Source organism: Thalassotalea psychrophila, assembly GCF_031583595.1.
GTDB classification, from domain to species: Bacteria; Pseudomonadota; Gammaproteobacteria; order Enterobacterales; family Alteromonadaceae; genus Thalassotalea_A; species Thalassotalea_A psychrophila.
Genome location: NZ_CP134145.1, coordinates 744,492 through 763,587, shown reverse-complemented (window position 1 = coordinate 763,587; position 19,096 = coordinate 744,492). Strand labels below are relative to the sequence as shown.

The following is a 19,096-nucleotide window of genomic DNA, read 5'->3' as shown; positions in this document are numbered from 1 at the left end:
TCTAAACAAATCTGATTCATATATATAGGTAGATACTATGCTTTTTAACGGTACTTTAACGACAACCGACCCTATTCGTCAGCAAATACGCGATCACTATCGTGCAAATGAAAACGATGTATTAAATACTTTATTACCGTTAGCTGAAATTGGCGCTAATGCTCGCTCTCGCGCTTGGGAACGTGCTCGTCAATTAGTTGTTCAAATTCGAAAGGATCAAACCGGCAAAGGTGGCGTTGACGCACTATTAAATGAATTCTCTCTTTCTAGTGAAGAAGGCGTAGTTTTAATGTGTCTTGCCGAAGCATTACTTCGTGTTCCTGACAAAGCTACAGCAGATAGCTTAATACGCGATAAATTAGCCGAAGGTGATTGGAGCTCGCACATTGGTAATAGTGACTCAATTTTTGTAAATGCTTCTTCATGGGGGTTATTACTTACCGGCAAATTAGTGACCTACTCTGATGAAAATAAAAAACAACAGTTTGGTTTATTGAAAAAAACTATTGGTCGTTTAGGTGAACCAGTAATTCGTAAAGCAGTTCGTTATGCAATGAAGATTATGGGCACCCAATTTGTTATGGGTCGTACTATAAATTCAGCCGTTGAACGTGCCATTAAAACTGAAGATAAAGGCTATACCTATTCATACGATATGTTAGGTGAAGGTGCTCGCACCATGAAAGATGCTGACCGTTACTTTGCTAGCTACGTAAATGCAATTGAAGTAATTGGCAAAGCAGCACAAGGCAAAGGTCCACAAAAAAGCCCTGGTATATCAATTAAGCTTTCTGCGATTCACCCGAGATATGAATTTTCACACCGTGACCGTGTTATTGAAGAGTTAGTTCCACGATTAAAAGATTTAGCATTAAGAGCTAAAGCACACAATATCGGCTTTACTGTTGATGCAGAAGAAGCTGACCGTTTAGACATTTCTTTAGATGTAATTGGCGCAGTATTTTTAGATAAAGATCTTGATGGTTGGAATGGTTTTGGTATTGCATTACAAGCTTACCAGAAACGTGCTCTGTACGTAGTTGAATGGGTGCGTGAACAAACCTTAAAAGCTAATCGTCAAATGATGGTACGCCTAGTAAAAGGCGCTTATTGGGATGCTGAAATTAAAATTAGCCAAGTGGAAGGCTATGAAGACTTTCCGGTATTTTCACGTAAACCGGCTACCGATGTTTCATACCACGCCTGTGCAAAACTTTTATTAAGCTATCGCGATAGTATCTATCCACAGTTTGCTACCCACAATGCTTATACAGTTGCCACTATTATTGAAATGACTGACAACCATGAAGGCTTTGAATTTCAACGTTTACACGGTATGGGTGAGTCTTTATATGATCAAGTGGTTACTGGCGAACGTATTTCTTGTCGTGTTTATGCGCCTGTAGGTGAACATGAAGACTTACTTGCTTATTTAGTACGTCGCTTACTTGAGAACGGGGCTAATAGCTCATTTGTAAACAACATTGTTGATGAGAATATCCCGGTAGAATCACTACTAAGCGACCCTGTTGAAGTTGTTCAAAGCTGGCAAGATGTTTATAACCCACAAATCCCACAGTCTATTGCTATGTATGGCGTTGAGCGTGACAATTCAAAAGGTATTGATTTAACCGATATAGACCAAGTTACACCAATGCGTGCAAATTTGGATAACTGGTTTGCCAAAGCGATTTCAACTGAAAACGTTAACGGCGGCGAACCTGTAACTAATCCTGCAAATCACAATGAAGTTATTGGTTATATTAACCATGCTGATGAGCAAGGAATGCAAGATATTTTAGCCACTGCCCATAGTGCATTCGCTACTTGGTCAACAACAGATGTAAATGTTCGTGCCGAAATTTTATTAAAAACCGCTGATGCTCTTGAAGCCAACCGTGATGAACTTATTGCTCTGTGTATTAAAGAAGCCGGTAAAATACCTATGGATGGTGTTAGCGAAATTAGAGAAGCAGTAGATTTTTGTCGTTATTATGCAGCACGCGCACAAGAGATGTTAACGGATTCAAACTTGCAGTCACGTGGTGTTGTACTTTGTATTAGCCCATGGAACTTCCCACTAGCAATTTTCTTAGGTCAAGTTGCGGCAGCGATAGTTACCGGTAATACCGTAGTAGCAAAACCTGCTGAACAAACAAGTTTAGTTGCCTTACGAACGATTGAGTTAATGACTGAATGTGGGTTACCACAAGGCGTAGTAATGCCAGTTATTGCTCGTGGTAGCAAGGTAGGTGCACATATTGTTCCTGATGAACGTGTACAAGCAATAATGTTTACTGGCTCTACCGAAACAGGTACTTGGATTTCACAAAAACTTGCTGAGCGTGATGGCGACCCTGTGCCTTTAATTGCAGAAACTGGTGGTCAAAACTGTATGATTGTTGACTCTACTGCTTTACCAGAGCAAGTAGTTGATGATGTTGTTACCTCCGGTTTTCAATCTGCTGGTCAGCGCTGTTCAGCGTTACGAGTGTTATTCTTGCAAGAAGACATTGCCGATAAAGTAATTAATATGCTTTCGGGGGCAATGGCAGAGCTTCATGTTGGCGATCCAGCCTACTTTAGCACTGATGTTGGTCCTGTAATTGATGAAAAAGCGTTTACCGCACTAAACAATCATGTTGATTATTTGAAAGATAAAGCAACGTTACATTATGAATGCAAAGGCCCAGATATGGGGGATGTAGGCAATTATTTCTTCGTTCCACGTTTATATGAGATTAGTGACTTATCGGTACTCACTAAAGAAGTATTTGGCCCATGTGTTCATGTTATTCGCTTTAAAGCGAGTGAAATTGATAATGTTATTGATCAAATAAACGGTACCGGCTTTGGCTTAACTATGGGTATTCATACTCGTATTGAAGAAAAAAGTGCATATTTAGCGAAACGCTCTCGTGCAGGTAACGTATATGTAAACCGTAATATGATTGGTGCCGTTGTTGGCGTACAACCATTTGGTGGTAGAGGCTTATCTGGTACCGGACCTAAAGCTGGTGGGCCAATGTATTTAACGCGTTTAGTTAAAGAGCCACAACTTAGTGAAGACAATTTACTTAGCAGAGATGAAAAACAAATCATTGAAAACCAATTTGCCGAACATTCAGCTGAAGCTTGGAAAATTGGAGCTAAACTCCAAAATGCTAAAAATGATGAACTAAAATGGCGTGACACTGAGATCACAGTGCGTGTATCAATAGCTCGTCAATTACTGGCGCAAATTGCTTCTCATAAGTTATTCGTTTCACAACAAGATAATTTAGAAGAAACATTAATTGCCGCTCGTACACAGCTTTCAATGATTGAAAAGAAACTAGCAAACCCTATTACATTACCAGGGCCTACTGGTGAATCAAATAAGCTGTATTTGGAATCTAGAGGAATTGTTGCAGTACTAGGCGATCAAGATACTAGTTTTGAATTTTGGTTAATTTCAGTAGTAACTGCATTAGCTGCAGGTAACAACGTTATTGCACTTGTAAGTAATACTTTCTTGGAAGAAGCCATGGCTTGTGAAAAAGTATTAAGCGAGATTGGTTTAGTGTCTGGTATTTTTCAAGCAATTTCATTAAACCACTTACCAACAGTGCTTGAGCATAACCATTTAACTGGTGCTGTTGTTGATAGTTCAAGTCGTTTGAAGCAATTAATTGGTGAGCGATTAGCCGCTAGAAGTGGTGCTATATTGCCAATAATTACTGCGCAAACCCATGCGAAGTTGTTTCAACGATTAGTTACTGAAAAAACTATTTCAATTGATACTACTGCCGCTGGTGGTAATGCCTCATTAATGACAATGGAATTGGAAGATTAGAAGGTAATACATAAACAGAATTTAAGCCATCCATGGCAATTCTAAGTTAATTCTTCCATGAATTAAAAAGCCGTAACTGCGTCAGCAGTTACGGCTTTTTTTGTATCTAATTCCTAGTTTCTAGTTCTCTAGTAACTTGATAATCTCAGCTTCATATTCATCTTTTTTGTCATTATAAAAGCCAACATGCGCTGAAACAGGTTTACCTAATTTATTAATCATGTAACTGCTTGGCATACCTTTTAGTTTAAACTCTTTGGCAACGGCGCCTTTAGGATCATAAATCACACTGAAATTGGCAGGGTTTTCTTGTAAAAAGTCATCGGCTAGTGTCTTTTCAACATCGACATTCACTGTAATTACTTTAAAGCCTTGCTTTGCATATTTAGCTTCCATGGCATTCATCCATGGGAAAGATTTTCGACAAGGAATACACCATGAAGCCCAAAAATCTAGATAAATAACTTTGCCTTTATTTGCATCAAGCAATTGCTGTAATTGCGCTTTACTGCTAACTGAGTTTGAACTTTCTTGTGCATGTGAGCCGACACTTATGAGCAAACACAATACAGTTAAAGAAATTCGACTTAAACGTTTTATATTTAGTTTGAACATAAAAGGCTTTCCTCAGTTATAAGGTTTTTGTAGCTTCCGGAGTTTCTACTGGCTCAGTAACGTCTTTAGTCTCTAAGCCATGCTCGGGGTTACGAGCCATTTCAGCTTTTTCTTCTTTTATCCATTTATCAACACTTGCTTGATTTTCGCAACGCTTTTGCGTTTGATCATCGCGGTAATAACGTAAGTTAACACAGTCTTGTTCATAGCGACGTTCTAACTCGGTACGCTTAATAGGGTTTCCTTTGGCATTCACAATTCTACGTTGCAATTGAGCACAGTCAGCTTGTTGTTCAGAGCTAAAGGTAATGTCTTCACATGGATCATCTTCAAAAAAAGCGCAACCAGCTTGTGATAATAATGTGGTTGTAATAAAGGCAATTGTTATTGGTTTCATGAAAGACCTCAAAGGTAATAGAAGAAATGTAAACTTGTGGCTAACATAGCATTTACATAGATGTGGGGCAATTTAAAAACAAGATAAGTTCAATAAAAGTAAGCTACAATTCAATCAGTGAATTATTACAGGAAAAAACTATGGAAGTTGTCGATTACCAAGCAGAAGATGCCGGCGAAAAGTTTGTTGCCTCATTAAGAGAAACAGGATTTGGTGTACTAGTAAACCATCCAATTAAGAAAGAATTAGTTGAATCTATATACAGTAACTGGCAGAGATTTTTTTCATTTGGTGATAAAGAGCAATATGCTTTTGACCCTGCTAAACAAGATGGTTTTTTTAGTACTGATATTTCAGAAACAGCAAAGGGCCATCAACAAAAAGATATTAAAGAATATTACCATGTCTATCCTTGGGGGCGAATTCCCGAGGAGTTAAAAACTGAAATATTACATTACTATAAATTGGCATCAAGCCTTGCTGGCGAGTTGTTAGATTGGGTTGAAAAATACAGTCCTCCAGAGGTTGCAAAACTGTACTCTGAACCATTATCAAATATGATCATGGATACTCCGAATACTTTACTAAGAGTATTACATTATCCGCCACTTGCTGGTAATGAGGAGCTTGGTGCAATTAGAGCTGCTGCACATGAAGACATTAATTTACTGACCATTCTGCCTGCAGCCAATGAACCCGGCTTGCAAGTACAATTACAATCAGGTGAATGGTTGGATGTACCTTCAGATTTCGGTAACTTAATTATTAATATAGGTGACATGCTGCAAGAAGCATCTGCTGGTTATTTTCCATCAACGAGCCATAGAGTAATTAACCCAGAAGGGAGTGATGCGAGCAAATCACGAATTTCATTACCACTATTTCTTCACCCTAGAAGTGAAGTAAAACTGTCTGAACGTCATACCCAGCACAGTTATTTGATGGAACGGTTACGTGAATTAGGTGTGGTTTAGCCTTAAACAAATCAAGAGTTCCTGAAACAGATCCCGTATCAAGTACGGGACGACACTAGTGTGTCGATTTCTCGTTTCTCGTTTCTCGTTTCTCGTCTCTAAAACAATAAAGGAGCCATTCGGCTCCTTTATATTAAAACTTAAAATTAAGTTCTGTTGATTAACTTTTCAGAGAAACGAACTCTGGATAAGCTTCAATACCACAGTCTACTTTATCTACACCGTTGTATTCATCTTCATCACTTACACGGATACCCATTGTTTTCTTCAATGCAAACCAAACAACTAAGCTAGCTGTGAATACCCAAGCAAAGATAATAAATGCACCGTACAGTTGAGATCCAAATGTTGCATCAGCGTTGCTAAATGGCACTACCATAAGAGCAAAGAAACCAACCACACCGTGAACAGAGATAGCACCTACTGGATCATCGATTTTTAACTTATCTAAAGAAGTGATTGAGAACACGACTAATATTCCACCTAATGCACCAATTAAACTAGCAAATATAGGAGATGGAGATAGAGGGTCTGCAGTAATTGTTACAAGACCTGCTAATGCACCATTTAAAATCATAGTTAAATCTGCTTTACCCCAAATAGCTTTGTTTAATAGTAATGCAGCTACTGCACCAGCTGCAGCTGCGGCATTAGTATTCAAGAAAATTTGACCTACAGCTGTTGCATTTTCAGCATCAGATAGAAGTAATTGAGAGCCACCGTTAAAGCCGAACCAACCCATCCATAAAATAAATGTACCTAATGTAGCAAGTGGCATGTTTGAACCAGGAATTGGGTAAATTTCACCGTTTTTACCGTACTTACCTTTACGAGCACCTAGTAATAATACACCTGCTAATGCTGCTGCAGCACCTGCCATATGTACAATACCTGAACCGGCAAAGTCAGAGAAACCAGCTTCTGATAAGAAACCACCGCCCCAAGTCCAGTAACCTTCTACAGGGTAAATAAAGCCAGTTAATACAACTGTGAATACTAAGAAAGCCCAAAGTTTCATACGCTCAGCAACCGCACCAGAAACAATTGACATTGCTGTTGCAACGAAAACAACCTGGAAGAAGAAATCTGATTCTAAAGAATGATCAGCGCCTTCTGCTTGTGTACCAATTAAACCAGCAATACTTGGTAAAATTCCGCCCTCTACGTTATCAACATACATGATGTTATAACCTACTAATAAAAACATGACACATGCAATCGAATATAATGTGATGTTTTTAGTTAAAATTTCTGTGGTATTTTTAGAGCGAACCAAGCCTGCTTCTAACATGGCAAAACCTGCTGCCATCCACATTACTAATGCACCTGAAATTAAAAAGTAAAATGTATCTAATGCAAATCTCAATTCAGAGACTGTTGTTGTTAATGTTGCTAATTCTTCCATTGTTCAATCCCCTATTAAAGTGCTGCAACATCAAGTTCACCAGTACGAATACGTACTGCTGACTCAAGGTCGTATACAAAAATTTTGCCGTCACCAATTTTCCCGGTATGAGCTGACTTGCTGATAGCTTCAATAATGCGCTCGGCATCTTCCGCTTTCACTGCTATTTCTAATTTCACTTTTGGTAAGAAGTCTACTTGGTACTCAGCACCACGGTATAATTCGGTATGACCTTTTTGACGTCCAAAACCGCGTACTTCTGATACGGTTAAGCCTTCTACGCCAACTTCAGATATTGCTTCTCTAACGTCATCTAGTTTGAATGGTTTTATTATTGCGTTAATTATTTTCATTTCGCCCCCTATTTATAAGCTGATTATAGGGTTACAAGTTATGTACCAACTTTGAATTACCATTAAAAACAGTACCTTATGAAAATAAAAGTTTTAAAGCACTATTATAGTGCACTGAAATAGTGCCAATAATCACTAGATGAGTGCATTAGAGAGTAAGTAAATTATTTTGAGTAACGAGAAGCTTTTTGATGGATGATTTTTACCACTTCACGTGAATAAACCATTGAGGTATGAGATTGTTTTACAACGATATGTTCGGTCATTCCGGGGATTTTTGTTTCTGCGATGCTAACCGTACCATCAGATTCTTCTACTTCTTCCCCCCAAACACGATCAAGCAAAGGCCTTGCACCTAGTTTTACATTACCTGCGATAGAAACTAACTGTTGTGGAACAGACCATGATTTTTGAAAATTTTTCGGCAGTAAGCCAAATTGTACAGAAGAACCGAGCAGTTTATCCATTTTGAATTTTTCCATATCTTTAGCAATTCTTGCGCCTTGATGCGGGGTTCCAATGGTAATAACTAAAGGTACTTGTTCGATAGATACTTGTTGAGTAAATAAATACTCGGTGATCACCAGACCGCCAAGAGAGTGGCCGAGCAAAATTACCGGACCTTCACCAACCAGCCTATCTACAGTTTTGAATAACCTGGCTTTATCAGCCTTGGTGCTTGGGTAGGAAATATTTTCAACCTGGTAACCAAGCGTTTTTAAACGATTGGCCAGCGGCGCCATAATGATTTTATTCATAAACAGTCCATGTAATAGAATTATTTTCATTATTAGCGCCTTGGGTTTTAACTTATTAGTTTACAAACAGGTTTGTTTTTTTGCTTGGACCTTTGATTTTGTCCCTGATATCTTCTCTGATCATATACAAAGACGGGATCAAAAATAAAGTAATTACTGTAGCAAACATAATACCAAAACCTAATGATATAGCCATAGGTATAATAAACTGGGCTTGTAAACTAGTTTCAAAATACAAAGGTAAAATACCAAAGAATGTAGTTAATGAAGTAAGTAATATTGCCCTAAAACGCAACATCCCCGATTCGACAACTATGTCACGCATTCGCATTCCGGTATTTTTTGCCTTGTTGATAAAATCAACCAATATCAATGAGTCATTAACCACAACACCAGATAAAGCGATAAAACCATACATCGACATCATATTAATTGTAGTGTTTAGAACCCAATGACCGAATATTGCACCAATAATACCAAACGGGATCACTGTCATTATCACGAGTGGTTGCGTGTAAGACTTAGTTGGTATGGCAATAAGACCATAGATTAAAAATAGTGCCGTAATGGCTGCAAATTTTAATTGCTCAATAAAGTCTTCTTGATCTTTACTTGCCCCTTCCATGCCATATTTAACACTTGGGTATTTTTTTAAGATAGTTGGAATAATATCTTTATTAAATTCTGATAAAATTTTTCTTGATTCAACTTTTTCACTATCAATTTCTGCTGCAACTTTAATGGTTCTCTTTTGGTTGATACGGGTGATTTTAGAAAAACCCTGAGTTAATTCTATATCTGCAACCTGAAAGAATGGCACTTCATCGCCACTTGGCGTTCGAACCCACATATTTTCTAAATCAGAAATTGAACGACGCTCAGCCTTGGGGTAGCGCACCATTACTTTAACTTCATCTCGGCCACGTTGAATGCGCTGTGCTTCATCACCATAAAAAGCTTGGCGTACTTGCTTAGCAAGATCTGACAAAGTGAGCCCTAAAACTTCCGCTTCAGGGCGCATAGATAATTTCACTTCACTGCTGCCGCGACTGAAAGAGTTACGAATATCGAATACGCCATCGTATTCCTTTAATTTGTTTTGCACTTCAATGGCTGCTTGCTCGAGTTCAATCTCGTTCTTACCATTTAGTTGAAACTCTAGAGCAGAGCCACCTCCTGCATTAGTACCGGCAAACAACCTTAACTCTCGTACTCCAGGAATTTCACCAACCTCTTCACGCCATAATTTTTCTATCTGAAAAGCATCTAATTCGCGAAACTCTGCTTTATTCAACTCCATCATGAAGCCACCTTGCAGGTCGCCTCTGGTGAACACCATAGTGTGTTGAATAAAACTCTCGCCATTATAGGTATGTTTGTCTGCCATTTTATAGCCAGAGTCGATAACGTACTCTAGTGCTTTATTACGCTGCTGCGGCGAAGTACCATCAACCATAATGACTTGCCCTTGAACAAAATCACTTGGCACATTAGGGAACACTTCAACTTTAACAAAAGAGCCGGCGATTAATCCCACAGATAGCAATAGAATACAAATAAAGCTAGCCATAGTGTTGTAACGATACTCTATTGCTTTACGCAGTAGCGGTTGGTATTTTTTGGCGATAAAATTATCAAGCCAAGCTTTAAACCTTAACTGTATGCGATGAACAATGTGAGCATTATCTGGATCTATTTCCTTATATTTCATATGGGCTAAATGCGAAGGCAATATCCATTTAGATTCAATTATTGAAAAGATTAAACACAAGGTAACTACCAGCGCAATTGCTCTAAAGAAGCCGGAAAAAGAGGTATCAATAAACAATAAAGGCACAAATGCTGCAATTGTTGTTAACACGCCAAAGGTTGCAGGCATCGCAACTCGGTGCGCACCTCGAATAACATTATCTACCGAATGACCTTTACGTTGCACTTCGGTGTAAACGCTTTCACCTATTACAATAGCATCATCCACTACTATCCCCAGTACCATGATAAAGGCAAACAAACTGAGCATGTTAACCGTTACTGACCATTCGCCCAGTAATGGCATCATCATAAATGCACCGAAGAAAGAGATTGGTATGCCCACCATCACCCAAAGTGCAACACGTACTCGTAAGAACAAAGTTAAGATAATAAATACTAACAAGGCCCCTAGCAACATATTGGAAATCATCATATCCAAGCGTTCATCAAGGTAATATGACGAATCACCAAAAACATCTATATTAGCCCCAACTGGCAAGGTTTTTTGTTTTTCTGCTGCGTATTCCCTTACTTGCTTTGCTATTTCTAAGTCGTTTTGATCACTTGTCGACCTAACCCTAATACTGGTCGTATTCTTACCATCAAATTGTGCATAACCTTCATCTTCAACAAAACTATCTTTAACGGTAGCAATATCACCAAGAGTTAAGCGGGTGCCATCTTCATTAATGGCGAGTACTAAATTGGAAAACTCTTGGCCTGTATAGGCTTGTCCTTCAGTTCGGATTTGAATATAACCGCCTTTAGACTTAATTGTACCACCAGGTAAATCTAATGATGAACGCTTGATTGCTTGACTTATTTCATCAAATGTCAGGCCATATTCAATAAGTTGCAGCTCTGATATTTCTACCGAAATTTCATAATCTCTAATACCTACAGCTTCGGCAATATTGACATCTGGCAATGCAATGATGTCATCACGGATATCTTGGGCGAGCTCTTGTCTGGTGCGCCTGTCCATATCGCCACTAACCGCTATCCACATAACATCCATTTGAAACTCTTGTTTCATAACCAAGGGACGTTCTATTTGGGCAGGGAATGTTGTAATGGTATCAATTTGCATTTGAACTTCATCAAGCTTTTCTTCCAACGAATAACCTGAATTTACTTCAATTGTAACCGTGGCCAAACCCTCGGTTGCTTCTGAAGTTATGCGCTTTAAGCCTTGTATATTTTCCAGTTTTTCTTCAATACGCAACACAACAGATTGTTCAACATCTGCAGGCGATGCACCTAAATGAGTCACCGTAACTAAAATACTATTAGGGCTAAACTCAGGGAACATTTTTTTGGTAATATTTTGATAAGAATAAGTTCCCATCACTAAAATAAATACCATCAATAAATTGGCCGCTACACTATTTCGAGCAAACCATGCAATCAAACCGGTTAAATTTTCTTTAATTTCTGTCATCGCAGTTATTTCGCTGTTGTTTCAATGTTGGTAGATACACTTTGCTCGTTTCCTGATAAATCTTCTGCCACTCGTATCGGCATTCCTTCTACAGGGGTTCTCAAACCAGTTAAGATCACCCGATCAGTTGTTGAAAAGTTATTCTCAACATAAACATTTTCTGCATCGGTTCTTACAATATTCACATTATGCAAACTTAAGGTATTATCAGCTTTTGCCAAGTACACTGTATTTGCGCCATGTAATGTTTCTCTTGGCAAGACAACAATATCCTTGGCAGTTTTTCCTTGAATATTGGCATTAACGAACATGCCAATGCGCAATTCAATATCACTTTCATCATTAACCAAGTTATAAGGATCATCAATTTGCGCAACAATATAGTGCACACGCGACTGGCTGTTAACCACTCCTTCATACCTGGTGATAAAAGAATCCCAGTGCAATTGCTTACCCGCTTGCGAAGATGAAATTGTAAGTTTTCGGCTTTTATCACCCATTTCGTTTAACTTAGGCAAATCTAAATAGGCGATATCTGTTTGTTTAATAGGTAAACGTACTTCGGCAAAATCAATAGCTAAGGTTTTTGCTAACTGACCATTTGTTGAAACATATTGGCCAATATCTACATACTTTTCAGTGAGTAACGCATCATACGGAGCGGTAATTTTTGTGCGCTTAAGTTTAATTTGCGCTTCTTTCAAATCAGCTTCTGCTGCCTTAACATCGGCCTGTGCTTTATGTAATTGCGGTATTCTAAGTGCTAACAATGGTGCTTGTTCAAGTGGTTTCCCCGTCATACCCCATTCTTGTTTTGCTTGTTCTGCTTGTGCTTGCTCTTGAATTAATGCCGCCTGCATAGACTCTAAACGCGATTCAGCTTGTAATACATTCACATCATAAGTTATCGGGTCTATCTCTAGCATCATTTCACCTTTAGCAAAATAACCACCAACTCGTAATTTAGGTGAAACATTTATTATTTGGCCGGAAACTTCTGAAATTAAAATAGTTTCAGTTCTGGGTACTACAGAGCCTTGACTGGCGATAGAAAAAGTTACATCACCTGCCTGAATATCGATCACATTAACTAATGGGGGCTTTACCTCCATGTCTTTTTTATCGGGCTTAGTAGCCATTAATTTCATCGCACCGCTTCCCAACACGCCAACTAATATAATTAGAAAAGGCATTAAGATTAACTTAATTTTAGATTTTTTCTTTTGGGTAGTATTTACATCTAATTGTGTCATTTTGATCCCATACAGTGGAAAGTTTTTAGTAAACTTTAATCTTCGAAAGTTTAATAAAGTATTAATTAATTTACTGATAAATAGTAATTATAAAATAATCACCGAGCTATGCGATTTAGCAAATTGTTTTTCAAACTAATTTACTTCGGTGTCATTTCTAGTCATTTTTTAATAAAATGTCGCCAGCTTTCGAGCATAATTAACAAGTCTTCAATGCCACATATTGCCATTGAATCATGTTCGAAACCATCGACATCATCTACTAGGTTTTCGGGTAGTTCACTTTCTATATTTTGAACATTTGCTTTAACTTCAACTTCACCATTTTCAATAGTTAAAGTGTATTCTTTACCTACAAGAATCTCGGTTTGGACATTTACATCAGAAACAAATTCAATAACCCGTTGCAACTTTACCAAATCTTTACTTACTTCTTGCTCTAACCATGGGGCGAACGCTTCATGTCCATAGCTAAACTCAGCTATAGGAAGGCCAGTAATGAAGTCAATTTTGAATGTGTATTCCATAGTTTCTCATTATTTTACCTGCTAGAAGCAATTATAGAAGTTGATGTAAAGTTTATTAATATTTAAGTTGATGAAACTTTTTAATCATTTCACCCTCTTATAGTTAACATTATTTTAACATGGCAGTTAAGCGGTGACTCGAAGTTTATTTACAGCGTTAGTTATCTCTTTAGTAATACATGCTTTATTAATTTGGGGCTTTTTATTTACACCAATACCGGCTCCAAAAAATATAAAGAAGCTGGTAGTAAAACAGAATACGCCGATAAGAAGTTATATTTACCAAGCACCTCAAGTTATAGCCAAACCAATAATAGAAAATAAGCAGCCTCTGGAAACTGTTAACAAATCAGTTATTAAATCGAAAGAGATTGTACGCGAGTTAGTGAATAAAACTAAGGAAAATGAACCAGTAAATGTTTCTAAAATTGTAACAGTCAATAAACAACCTATAAAAGCACCGGCAACAAAAGTACCACCTAAATTTAACCCTTATAACAGCATAAACTCATTTAAACAGCAGCTTAACCAGGAAATGATGAGTGATTTTAAAGAGGAGCAGTTAAACCAAGGTTTTTCGGCAATGCAGATATTGCCCAAATCTGTACCGCACAGTGTATTTCATAAATCAGAATTACAACGAAAAGCAGAAGCTACAACTCAAATTGGTAATGAAACTTTTGTAAAACAAAATGGTGTTTGTATGCAAACTACAGATTTAAGCTTTATTGATGATAATTTAGGTTCTGTGACTTCATTTAGTGATTGTGGAGAAAGTGATGAAGAAAAGTATTTTCGGGAGTTTATGGCTAAAAAGATGAGTCGATTTAAAAATAAGTAGATCCCGTTCTTCAACGGGACGACGCTAGTGCGTCGATTAAGAGAGTGTAAGGTACTGTTGTGGTTGACACTCTCGCTCTGCGTTTCTCGTTTCTCGTTTCTAAAAAAATAAAGGCTGCAAAATGCAGCCTTTATCAATTAAGTTATCTAAGATCCCGTATCAAGTACGGGACGACACTAGGGTGTCGGTTACGCTACGCTTTGTGCGATAACAACTTCTTTAGCTTTCTTCGTGTAACTATCCATAGTATGGAAGTTTAAGTAACGGTATGTATCAGCTGCAGTTGTGTCTAACTTAGCTGAGTATTCCATGTATTCTGCAACTGTTGGTAAGTGACCAACGATTGCGCCAACAGCAGCAAGTTCAGCTGATGTTAAGTAAACATTGGCGCCATTACCTAAGCGGTTCGGGAAGTTACGAGTTGATGTAGAAAGTACAGTAGACTTCTCTGCAACACGTGCTTGGTTACCCATACATAATGAACAACCTGGTGTTTCAATACGAACGCCAGCTTTGCCGTAAGTAAAGTAATAACCTTCAGCAGTAAGTTGGTCACGGTCCATCTTAGTTGGCGGAGCAACCCACATACGAGTATTAAGAACGCCACCGAAATCTTCTAGTAATTTACCAGCAGCACGGAAGTGACCAATGTTAGTCATACAAGAACCAATGAATACTTCATCAACGCTTACGCCAGCAACATCAGAAAGAAGTTTGGCATCATCAGGGTCATTTGGACAACAAACGATTGGCTCTTTAACTTCATTTAAATCGATTTCGATTACGTGTGCGTATTCAGCATCAGAGTCAGCAGACATAAGCTCAGGGTTAGCTAACCACTCTTGCATGGCAAGAATACGACGTTCAATAGTACGTACGTCGCCGTAACCTTCACTGATCATCCACTTAAGCATAACAATGTTAGACTCTAGGTATTCAGCAACTGCGTCTTCTTCAAGTTTAATTGAACAACCAGCAGCAGAACGTTCAGCAGATGCATCAGATAATTCGAATGCTTGCTCAACGGTTAAACCTTTAAGACCTTCAATCTCTAATACACGACCAGAGAACTCATTGATTTTACCGGCTTTTTCAACAGTTAATAAACCTTGCTTGATACCGTAGTAAGGGATTGCATGTACAAGATCACGCAATGTGATACCTGGTTGCATTTCACCTTTAAAACGTACCAATACAGACTCAGGCATATCAAGAGGCATAACACCTGTTGCTGCAGCAAATGCTACTAAACCAGAACCTGCAGGGAATGAAATACCTAGAGGGAAACGAGTATGAGAATCACCACCAGTACCTACAGTATCTGGTAATAACATACGGTTTAACCAAGAGTGAATTACACCGTCACCTGGACGAAGTGATACACCACCACGGTTCATAATAAAATCTGGTAATGTGTGATGAGTGATAACATCAACTGGTTTTGGGTAAGCTGATGTGTGACAGAAAGATTGCATTGTTAAGTCTGCAGAGAAACCTAAACAAGCTAAATCTTTTAACTCATCACGAGTCATAGGACCGGTAGTATCTTGCGAACCAACAGTTGTCATTTTAGGCTCACAGTATTGACCAGCGCGAACACCGTCAGTACCACATGCTTTACCAACCATTTTCTGAGCTAAAGTGTAACCTTTGCTAGAAGCAGCAACATCTACTGGTTTTTTGAATAAATCAGTTTCAGCTAGACCTAATGCTTCACGAGCACGACCAGTTAAACCACGACCAATGATAAGTGGAATACGACCACCAGCACGAACTTCATCAAGAAGTACCGGGCTTAATTCAAACGTAGAAATAACTTCGTCAGTACCTGAACGTTTAACAACACCTTCGTAAGGGAAGATATCAATTACGTCGCCCATGTTCATTGCTTGTACGTCTAGTTCAATTGGTAATGCGCCTGAATCTTCCATTGTGTTATAGAAGATAGGAGCGATTTTACCACCTAAACATACACCGCCACCACGCTTGTTAGGGATATAAGGGATATCATCACCCATAAACCATAAAACAGAGTTTGTAGCAGACTTACGTGAAGAACCTGTACCAACAACATCACCAACGTATGCTAGAGGAATACCGTCTTTCTGTAGGTCTTCAATTTGAGTAATTGGACCAATAACACCTTCTTCATCAGGAGTGATGCCATCACGACCAATTTTGATCATCGCTTTTGCGTGTAATGGGATATCAGGACGAGACCATGCATCAGGTGCCGGAGATAAGTCATCAGTGTTAGTTTCACCAGTAACTTTAAATACTTTAACAGTAATTTTTTCCGCTACAGCATCACGATTTGTAAACCACTCACCAGCAGCCCAAGAATCCATAACAGTTTTAGCTTGTGCGTTACCCGCTTCAGCTTTTTCTTTAACGTCATGGAATGCATCAAACATTAATAAAGTTTTAGAAAGACCTGTAGCAGCAGTTGCGCCTAACTTGTCACACTCTAAAAGGTCAATCATAGGTTGGATATTGTAACCACCTAACATTGTACCTAGTAATTCAGTTGCACGTTCAGCATCAAGAATAGGTGAAGTAGCTTCGCCTTTAGTGATAGCGGCTAAGAAACCAGCTTTAACGTATGCTGCGTCATCAACACCAGGAGGAACACGGTTTACAAGAAGGTCTAATAATACTTCTTCTTCACCCGCTGGTGGATTTTTAACTAGTTCAACTAACTGAGCTACTTGCTCAGCATCTAATGGCTTAGGTACGATACCTTCAGCGGCACGTTCTTCAACGTGTTTGCGATATTCTTGAAGCACAACGCTTTCCTCTCTATCTAGAAAATGAATAACTACTGTATAGTCACTATCATTATTAAAATTTATCGCGGCGATTATACGCGATCCAAGTGTAAAACTGAACAAATCAACCAGAAATACTATTTATATCTGGTATTCATAATATTTATATAAGATTTGACCGTTAATATTAAGTATACCTTGAAGGTCATTTTCTACGATCAACTGTTTCATTATTGAAACATTTGCATGCGAGTTTAGAATCTAGTAACTTTAGTTATCAAAATAATTCATTAAAATTCATTAAAATATTGATTTTGCTAGTTTTTAAGCTAGATTTAAATAAAGAAAAACAATAAAAATCGCATGGTTTAATACACAATGTCTAAAATGACGCAAAACGATAATTTTATCTATCTCACTTACTCTCTAATTTTATTACTTTTGGGCATGGCCTTAGCGCAACAATTCTTTGATCCATCAGTACAACGACTAATGCAATCGGCTACTGTAGTTACATTATTAGTGGCTGTTTGGGGAGTGAAAGATGAGCAATATATATTTAGAAAAGGCTTTATTTTTCCTGTCGCAATTATTCTCACTTCATTGTTTAGTTATTATCTGGATAATTTAGATTTAAATTATGCGCATTTATTGCTGCTATTGGTATTTTTTATCATTACTGCATACCAAACAGCTAAACAGGTAATTTTTACCGGTGAAATCGACGGTAATAAAATACTTGGTGCTATTTGTCTTTATATTTTATTGGGTTTGATCTGGGCGTTAATTTACACTTTAGTCCATTTGATGTCAGTACAAGCATTTAACGGCATGCCAGATAGTAAACTTTGGTATGAAACCATGCCCGATTTTGTTTATTTCTCTTTTGTTACTTTAACCACACTTGGTTTTGGTGATATATCTCCTTCTATGCCCGTCACTAGGTTTTTGGTGTATCTTGAGGCCATAGTTGGACAATTTTACTTAGCGATTTTAGTGGCGAGTTTAGTCGGCTCTAAAATCTCTAATTCTAGTCAAAAACATTTAAATGAAAACACAGAGGCAAACCATGAATAACTCGACGAACTCTGCAGAGAGTAAAATATTTTCTGCCAACATGATTGATGCCGCAATCAAAATAATTGCCATTATGCTTATTGGTACATGGTGTTTCGACATACTGAGACCATTTGTTATGCCCATGGCTTGGGGGGCAATTTTAGCGATTGCATTATTTCCATTTTATCAGAAATTAGTAAAGTGGTGCGCCAATAAAAAAGGCTTGGCTGCGGGCGTGTTTGCCATTATCGGTATTGCCATATTGGTAATACCGACGATTGCCTTTTCGACATCTACAATAGATTCTATTACGCAGGTTTCTGAAGGCCTTAAAGAAGGGACGCTTGATATTCCACCACCGGCAGAGAAAGTAAAAGATTGGCCTTTAATCGGCGATAAAGTTTATCCAGCTTGGCTTGCAGCCTCAGATAATCTAGAAAAATTTGCAGGACAATATTCAGAACAGATTAAAGATACTTTTTCAAAAGTATTATCAGCAGCGGCTAGCGTCGGCGGAGTAATTTTACAATTTATCTTATCGGTAATTATTGCCTCGATGTTTTTAGCGAACTCTGAATCATGTACTAAGGGTTGTCAGTCTTTCTTCGCTCGCCTAATGGGTGAAAGTGGTGAAACTGTTGTTAAAAACTCTATTGCTACCATTCGAAGTGTAGCAACCGGTATTTTAGGTATTGCATTTACTCAAGCAGTATTGTCAGGCATAGGATTAGTAATAGCTGATATTCCAGCAGCAGGTCTTTGGGTGTTAGTAGTACTAATGCTTGCTATTGTACAGTTACCTCCAATTCTTATTTTAGGCCCTATTGCAGCTTATTATTTCTCTGTAGCGGATACGACTCCTGCTGTTATATTTTTGGTTTACTCAATAGTGGTTAGTAGTAGTGACGCTGTATTAAAACCGCTGTTCTTAGGGCGTGGTACAGACATTCCTATGTTAGTGATTTTACTAGGTGCCATTGGCGGCATGATAGTTTCTGGCATTATTGGTTTGTTTACCGGCGCGGTTATTTTAGCTTTAGGTTATCAGTTAATGATGATGTGGTTAAATCAATCTGAGCAAGGCGCAATAGAAACTCCAACAGATAAAGCTGAATAGT

Annotated in this window: 14 protein-coding genes; 5 read left to right on the top strand and 9 right to left on the bottom strand. The window is 38.2% G+C overall.

Going from position 1 to position 19,096, the window contains the following annotated elements:
* Positions 1–37 precede the first annotated feature (37 nt).
* Positions 38–3,835, top strand: coding sequence for a bifunctional proline dehydrogenase/L-glutamate gamma-semialdehyde dehydrogenase PutA (gene putA / locus RGQ13_RS03265; RefSeq protein ID WP_348392128.1), 3,798 nt, complete (start codon positions 38–40; stop codon positions 3,833–3,835).
* Between the two features lie 120 nt (positions 3,836–3,955).
* Here putA and RGQ13_RS03260 read toward each other — a convergent pair whose 3' ends face one another.
* Entirely contained in the window at positions 3,956–4,450 is a 495-nt protein-coding gene (locus RGQ13_RS03260; protein ID WP_348392127.1) for a TlpA disulfide reductase family protein, read from the bottom strand.
* Between the two features lie 16 nt (positions 4,451–4,466).
* Entirely contained in the window at positions 4,467–4,847 is a 381-nt protein-coding gene (locus RGQ13_RS03255; protein ID WP_348392126.1) for a hypothetical protein, read from the bottom strand.
* 140 nt (positions 4,848–4,987) lie between these two features.
* On the opposite strand from RGQ13_RS03255, the gene RGQ13_RS03250 reads away from it, so the two are divergent.
* The gene (locus RGQ13_RS03250) at positions 4,988–5,821 is read left to right on the top strand and encodes a 2OG-Fe(II) oxygenase family protein (protein ID WP_348392125.1); all 834 of its coding nucleotides are present in this window, start codon (positions 4,988–4,990) and stop codon (positions 5,819–5,821) included.
* 160 nt (positions 5,822–5,981) lie between these two features.
* Here RGQ13_RS03250 and RGQ13_RS03245 read toward each other — a convergent pair whose 3' ends face one another.
* The 6 genes from RGQ13_RS03245 to RGQ13_RS03220 all read right to left on the bottom strand — a co-directional run bounded on the left by RGQ13_RS03245 (position 5,982) and on the right by RGQ13_RS03220 (position 13,310).
* Complete coding sequence (locus RGQ13_RS03245; protein WP_348392124.1) at positions 5,982–7,226, bottom strand: ammonium transporter; 1,245 nt, start codon at positions 7,224–7,226, stop codon at positions 5,982–5,984.
* Positions 7,227–7,240: 14 nt separating this feature from the next.
* On the bottom strand, positions 7,241–7,579 hold the full coding sequence (locus RGQ13_RS03240) for a P-II family nitrogen regulator (RefSeq protein ID WP_348392123.1): 339 nt from the start codon (positions 7,577–7,579) through the stop codon (positions 7,241–7,243).
* 164 nt (positions 7,580–7,743) lie between these two features.
* Positions 7,744–8,337 carry a lipase family alpha/beta hydrolase gene (locus RGQ13_RS03235; protein WP_348392122.1) on the bottom strand — a complete coding sequence of 198 codons (594 nt, stop codon included), beginning with the start codon at positions 8,335–8,337 and terminating at the stop codon, positions 7,744–7,746.
* A 55-nt stretch (positions 8,338–8,392) separates the two neighbouring features.
* Positions 8,393–11,530, bottom strand: coding sequence for an efflux RND transporter permease subunit (locus RGQ13_RS03230; protein WP_348392121.1), 3,138 nt, complete (start codon positions 11,528–11,530; stop codon positions 8,393–8,395).
* A 5-nt stretch (positions 11,531–11,535) separates the two neighbouring features.
* Entirely contained in the window at positions 11,536–12,783 is a 1,248-nt protein-coding gene (locus tag RGQ13_RS03225) for an efflux RND transporter periplasmic adaptor subunit (RefSeq protein WP_348392120.1), read from the bottom strand.
* Between the two features lie 161 nt (positions 12,784–12,944).
* Entirely contained in the window at positions 12,945–13,310 is a 366-nt protein-coding gene (locus RGQ13_RS03220) for a YacL family protein (protein WP_348392119.1), read from the bottom strand.
* A gap of 133 nt (positions 13,311–13,443) precedes the next feature.
* On the opposite strand from RGQ13_RS03220, the gene RGQ13_RS03215 reads away from it, so the two are divergent.
* Positions 13,444–14,151 (top strand): hypothetical protein, encoded by a 708-nt coding sequence (locus RGQ13_RS03215; RefSeq protein ID WP_348392118.1) that lies wholly within the window; start codon positions 13,444–13,446, stop codon positions 14,149–14,151.
* A gap of 188 nt (positions 14,152–14,339) precedes the next feature.
* On the opposite strand, the gene acnB is transcribed toward RGQ13_RS03215, so the two are convergent.
* Entirely contained in the window at positions 14,340–16,937 is a 2,598-nt protein-coding gene (acnB, locus tag RGQ13_RS03210; RefSeq protein WP_348392117.1) for a bifunctional aconitate hydratase 2/2-methylisocitrate dehydratase, read from the bottom strand.
* 360 nt (positions 16,938–17,297) lie between these two features.
* Between acnB and RGQ13_RS03205 the strand changes: the two genes are divergently transcribed.
* Positions 17,298–17,996, top strand: a complete 699-nt coding sequence (locus RGQ13_RS03205) for a potassium channel family protein (protein ID WP_348392116.1) — start codon at positions 17,298–17,300, stop codon at positions 17,994–17,996.
* The gene (locus RGQ13_RS03200) at positions 17,989–19,095 is read left to right on the top strand and encodes an AI-2E family transporter (protein ID WP_348392115.1); all 1,107 of its coding nucleotides are present in this window, start codon (positions 17,989–17,991) and stop codon (positions 19,093–19,095) included. Before RGQ13_RS03205 ends, RGQ13_RS03200 begins: the two co-directional genes overlap by 8 nt.
* Position 19,096 lies beyond the last annotated feature (1 nt).

What these genes read in the sequence shown, in the direction of transcription:
- RGQ13_RS03200 (WP_348392115.1), top strand. Translation starts at nt 17,989, where the DNA reads ATGAATAACTCGACGAACTCTGCAGAGAGTAAAATATTTTCTGCCAAC.
- RGQ13_RS03220 (WP_348392119.1), bottom strand. Translation starts at nt 13,310, where the DNA reads ATGGAATACACATTCAAAATTGACTTCATTACTGGCCTTCCTATAGCT.
- RGQ13_RS03225 (WP_348392120.1), bottom strand. Translation starts at nt 12,783, where the DNA reads ATGACACAATTAGATGTAAATACTACCCAAAAGAAAAAATCTAAAATT.
- RGQ13_RS03235 (WP_348392122.1), bottom strand. Translation starts at nt 8,337, where the DNA reads ATGAATAAAATCATTATGGCGCCGCTGGCCAATCGTTTAAAAACGCTT.
- putA (WP_348392128.1), top strand. Translation starts at nt 38, where the DNA reads ATGCTTTTTAACGGTACTTTAACGACAACCGACCCTATTCGTCAGCAA.
- RGQ13_RS03250 (WP_348392125.1), top strand. Translation starts at nt 4,988, where the DNA reads ATGGAAGTTGTCGATTACCAAGCAGAAGATGCCGGCGAAAAGTTTGTT.
- RGQ13_RS03230 (WP_348392121.1), bottom strand. Translation starts at nt 11,530, where the DNA reads ATGACAGAAATTAAAGAAAATTTAACCGGTTTGATTGCATGGTTTGCT.
- RGQ13_RS03205 (WP_348392116.1), top strand. Translation starts at nt 17,298, where the DNA reads ATGTCTAAAATGACGCAAAACGATAATTTTATCTATCTCACTTACTCT.
- RGQ13_RS03255 (WP_348392126.1), bottom strand. Translation starts at nt 4,847, where the DNA reads ATGAAACCAATAACAATTGCCTTTATTACAACCACATTATTATCACAA.
- RGQ13_RS03260 (WP_348392127.1), bottom strand. Translation starts at nt 4,450, where the DNA reads ATGTTCAAACTAAATATAAAACGTTTAAGTCGAATTTCTTTAACTGTA.
- RGQ13_RS03240 (WP_348392123.1), bottom strand. Translation starts at nt 7,579, where the DNA reads ATGAAAATAATTAACGCAATAATAAAACCATTCAAACTAGATGACGTT.
- RGQ13_RS03245 (WP_348392124.1), bottom strand. Translation starts at nt 7,226, where the DNA reads ATGGAAGAATTAGCAACATTAACAACAACAGTCTCTGAATTGAGATTT.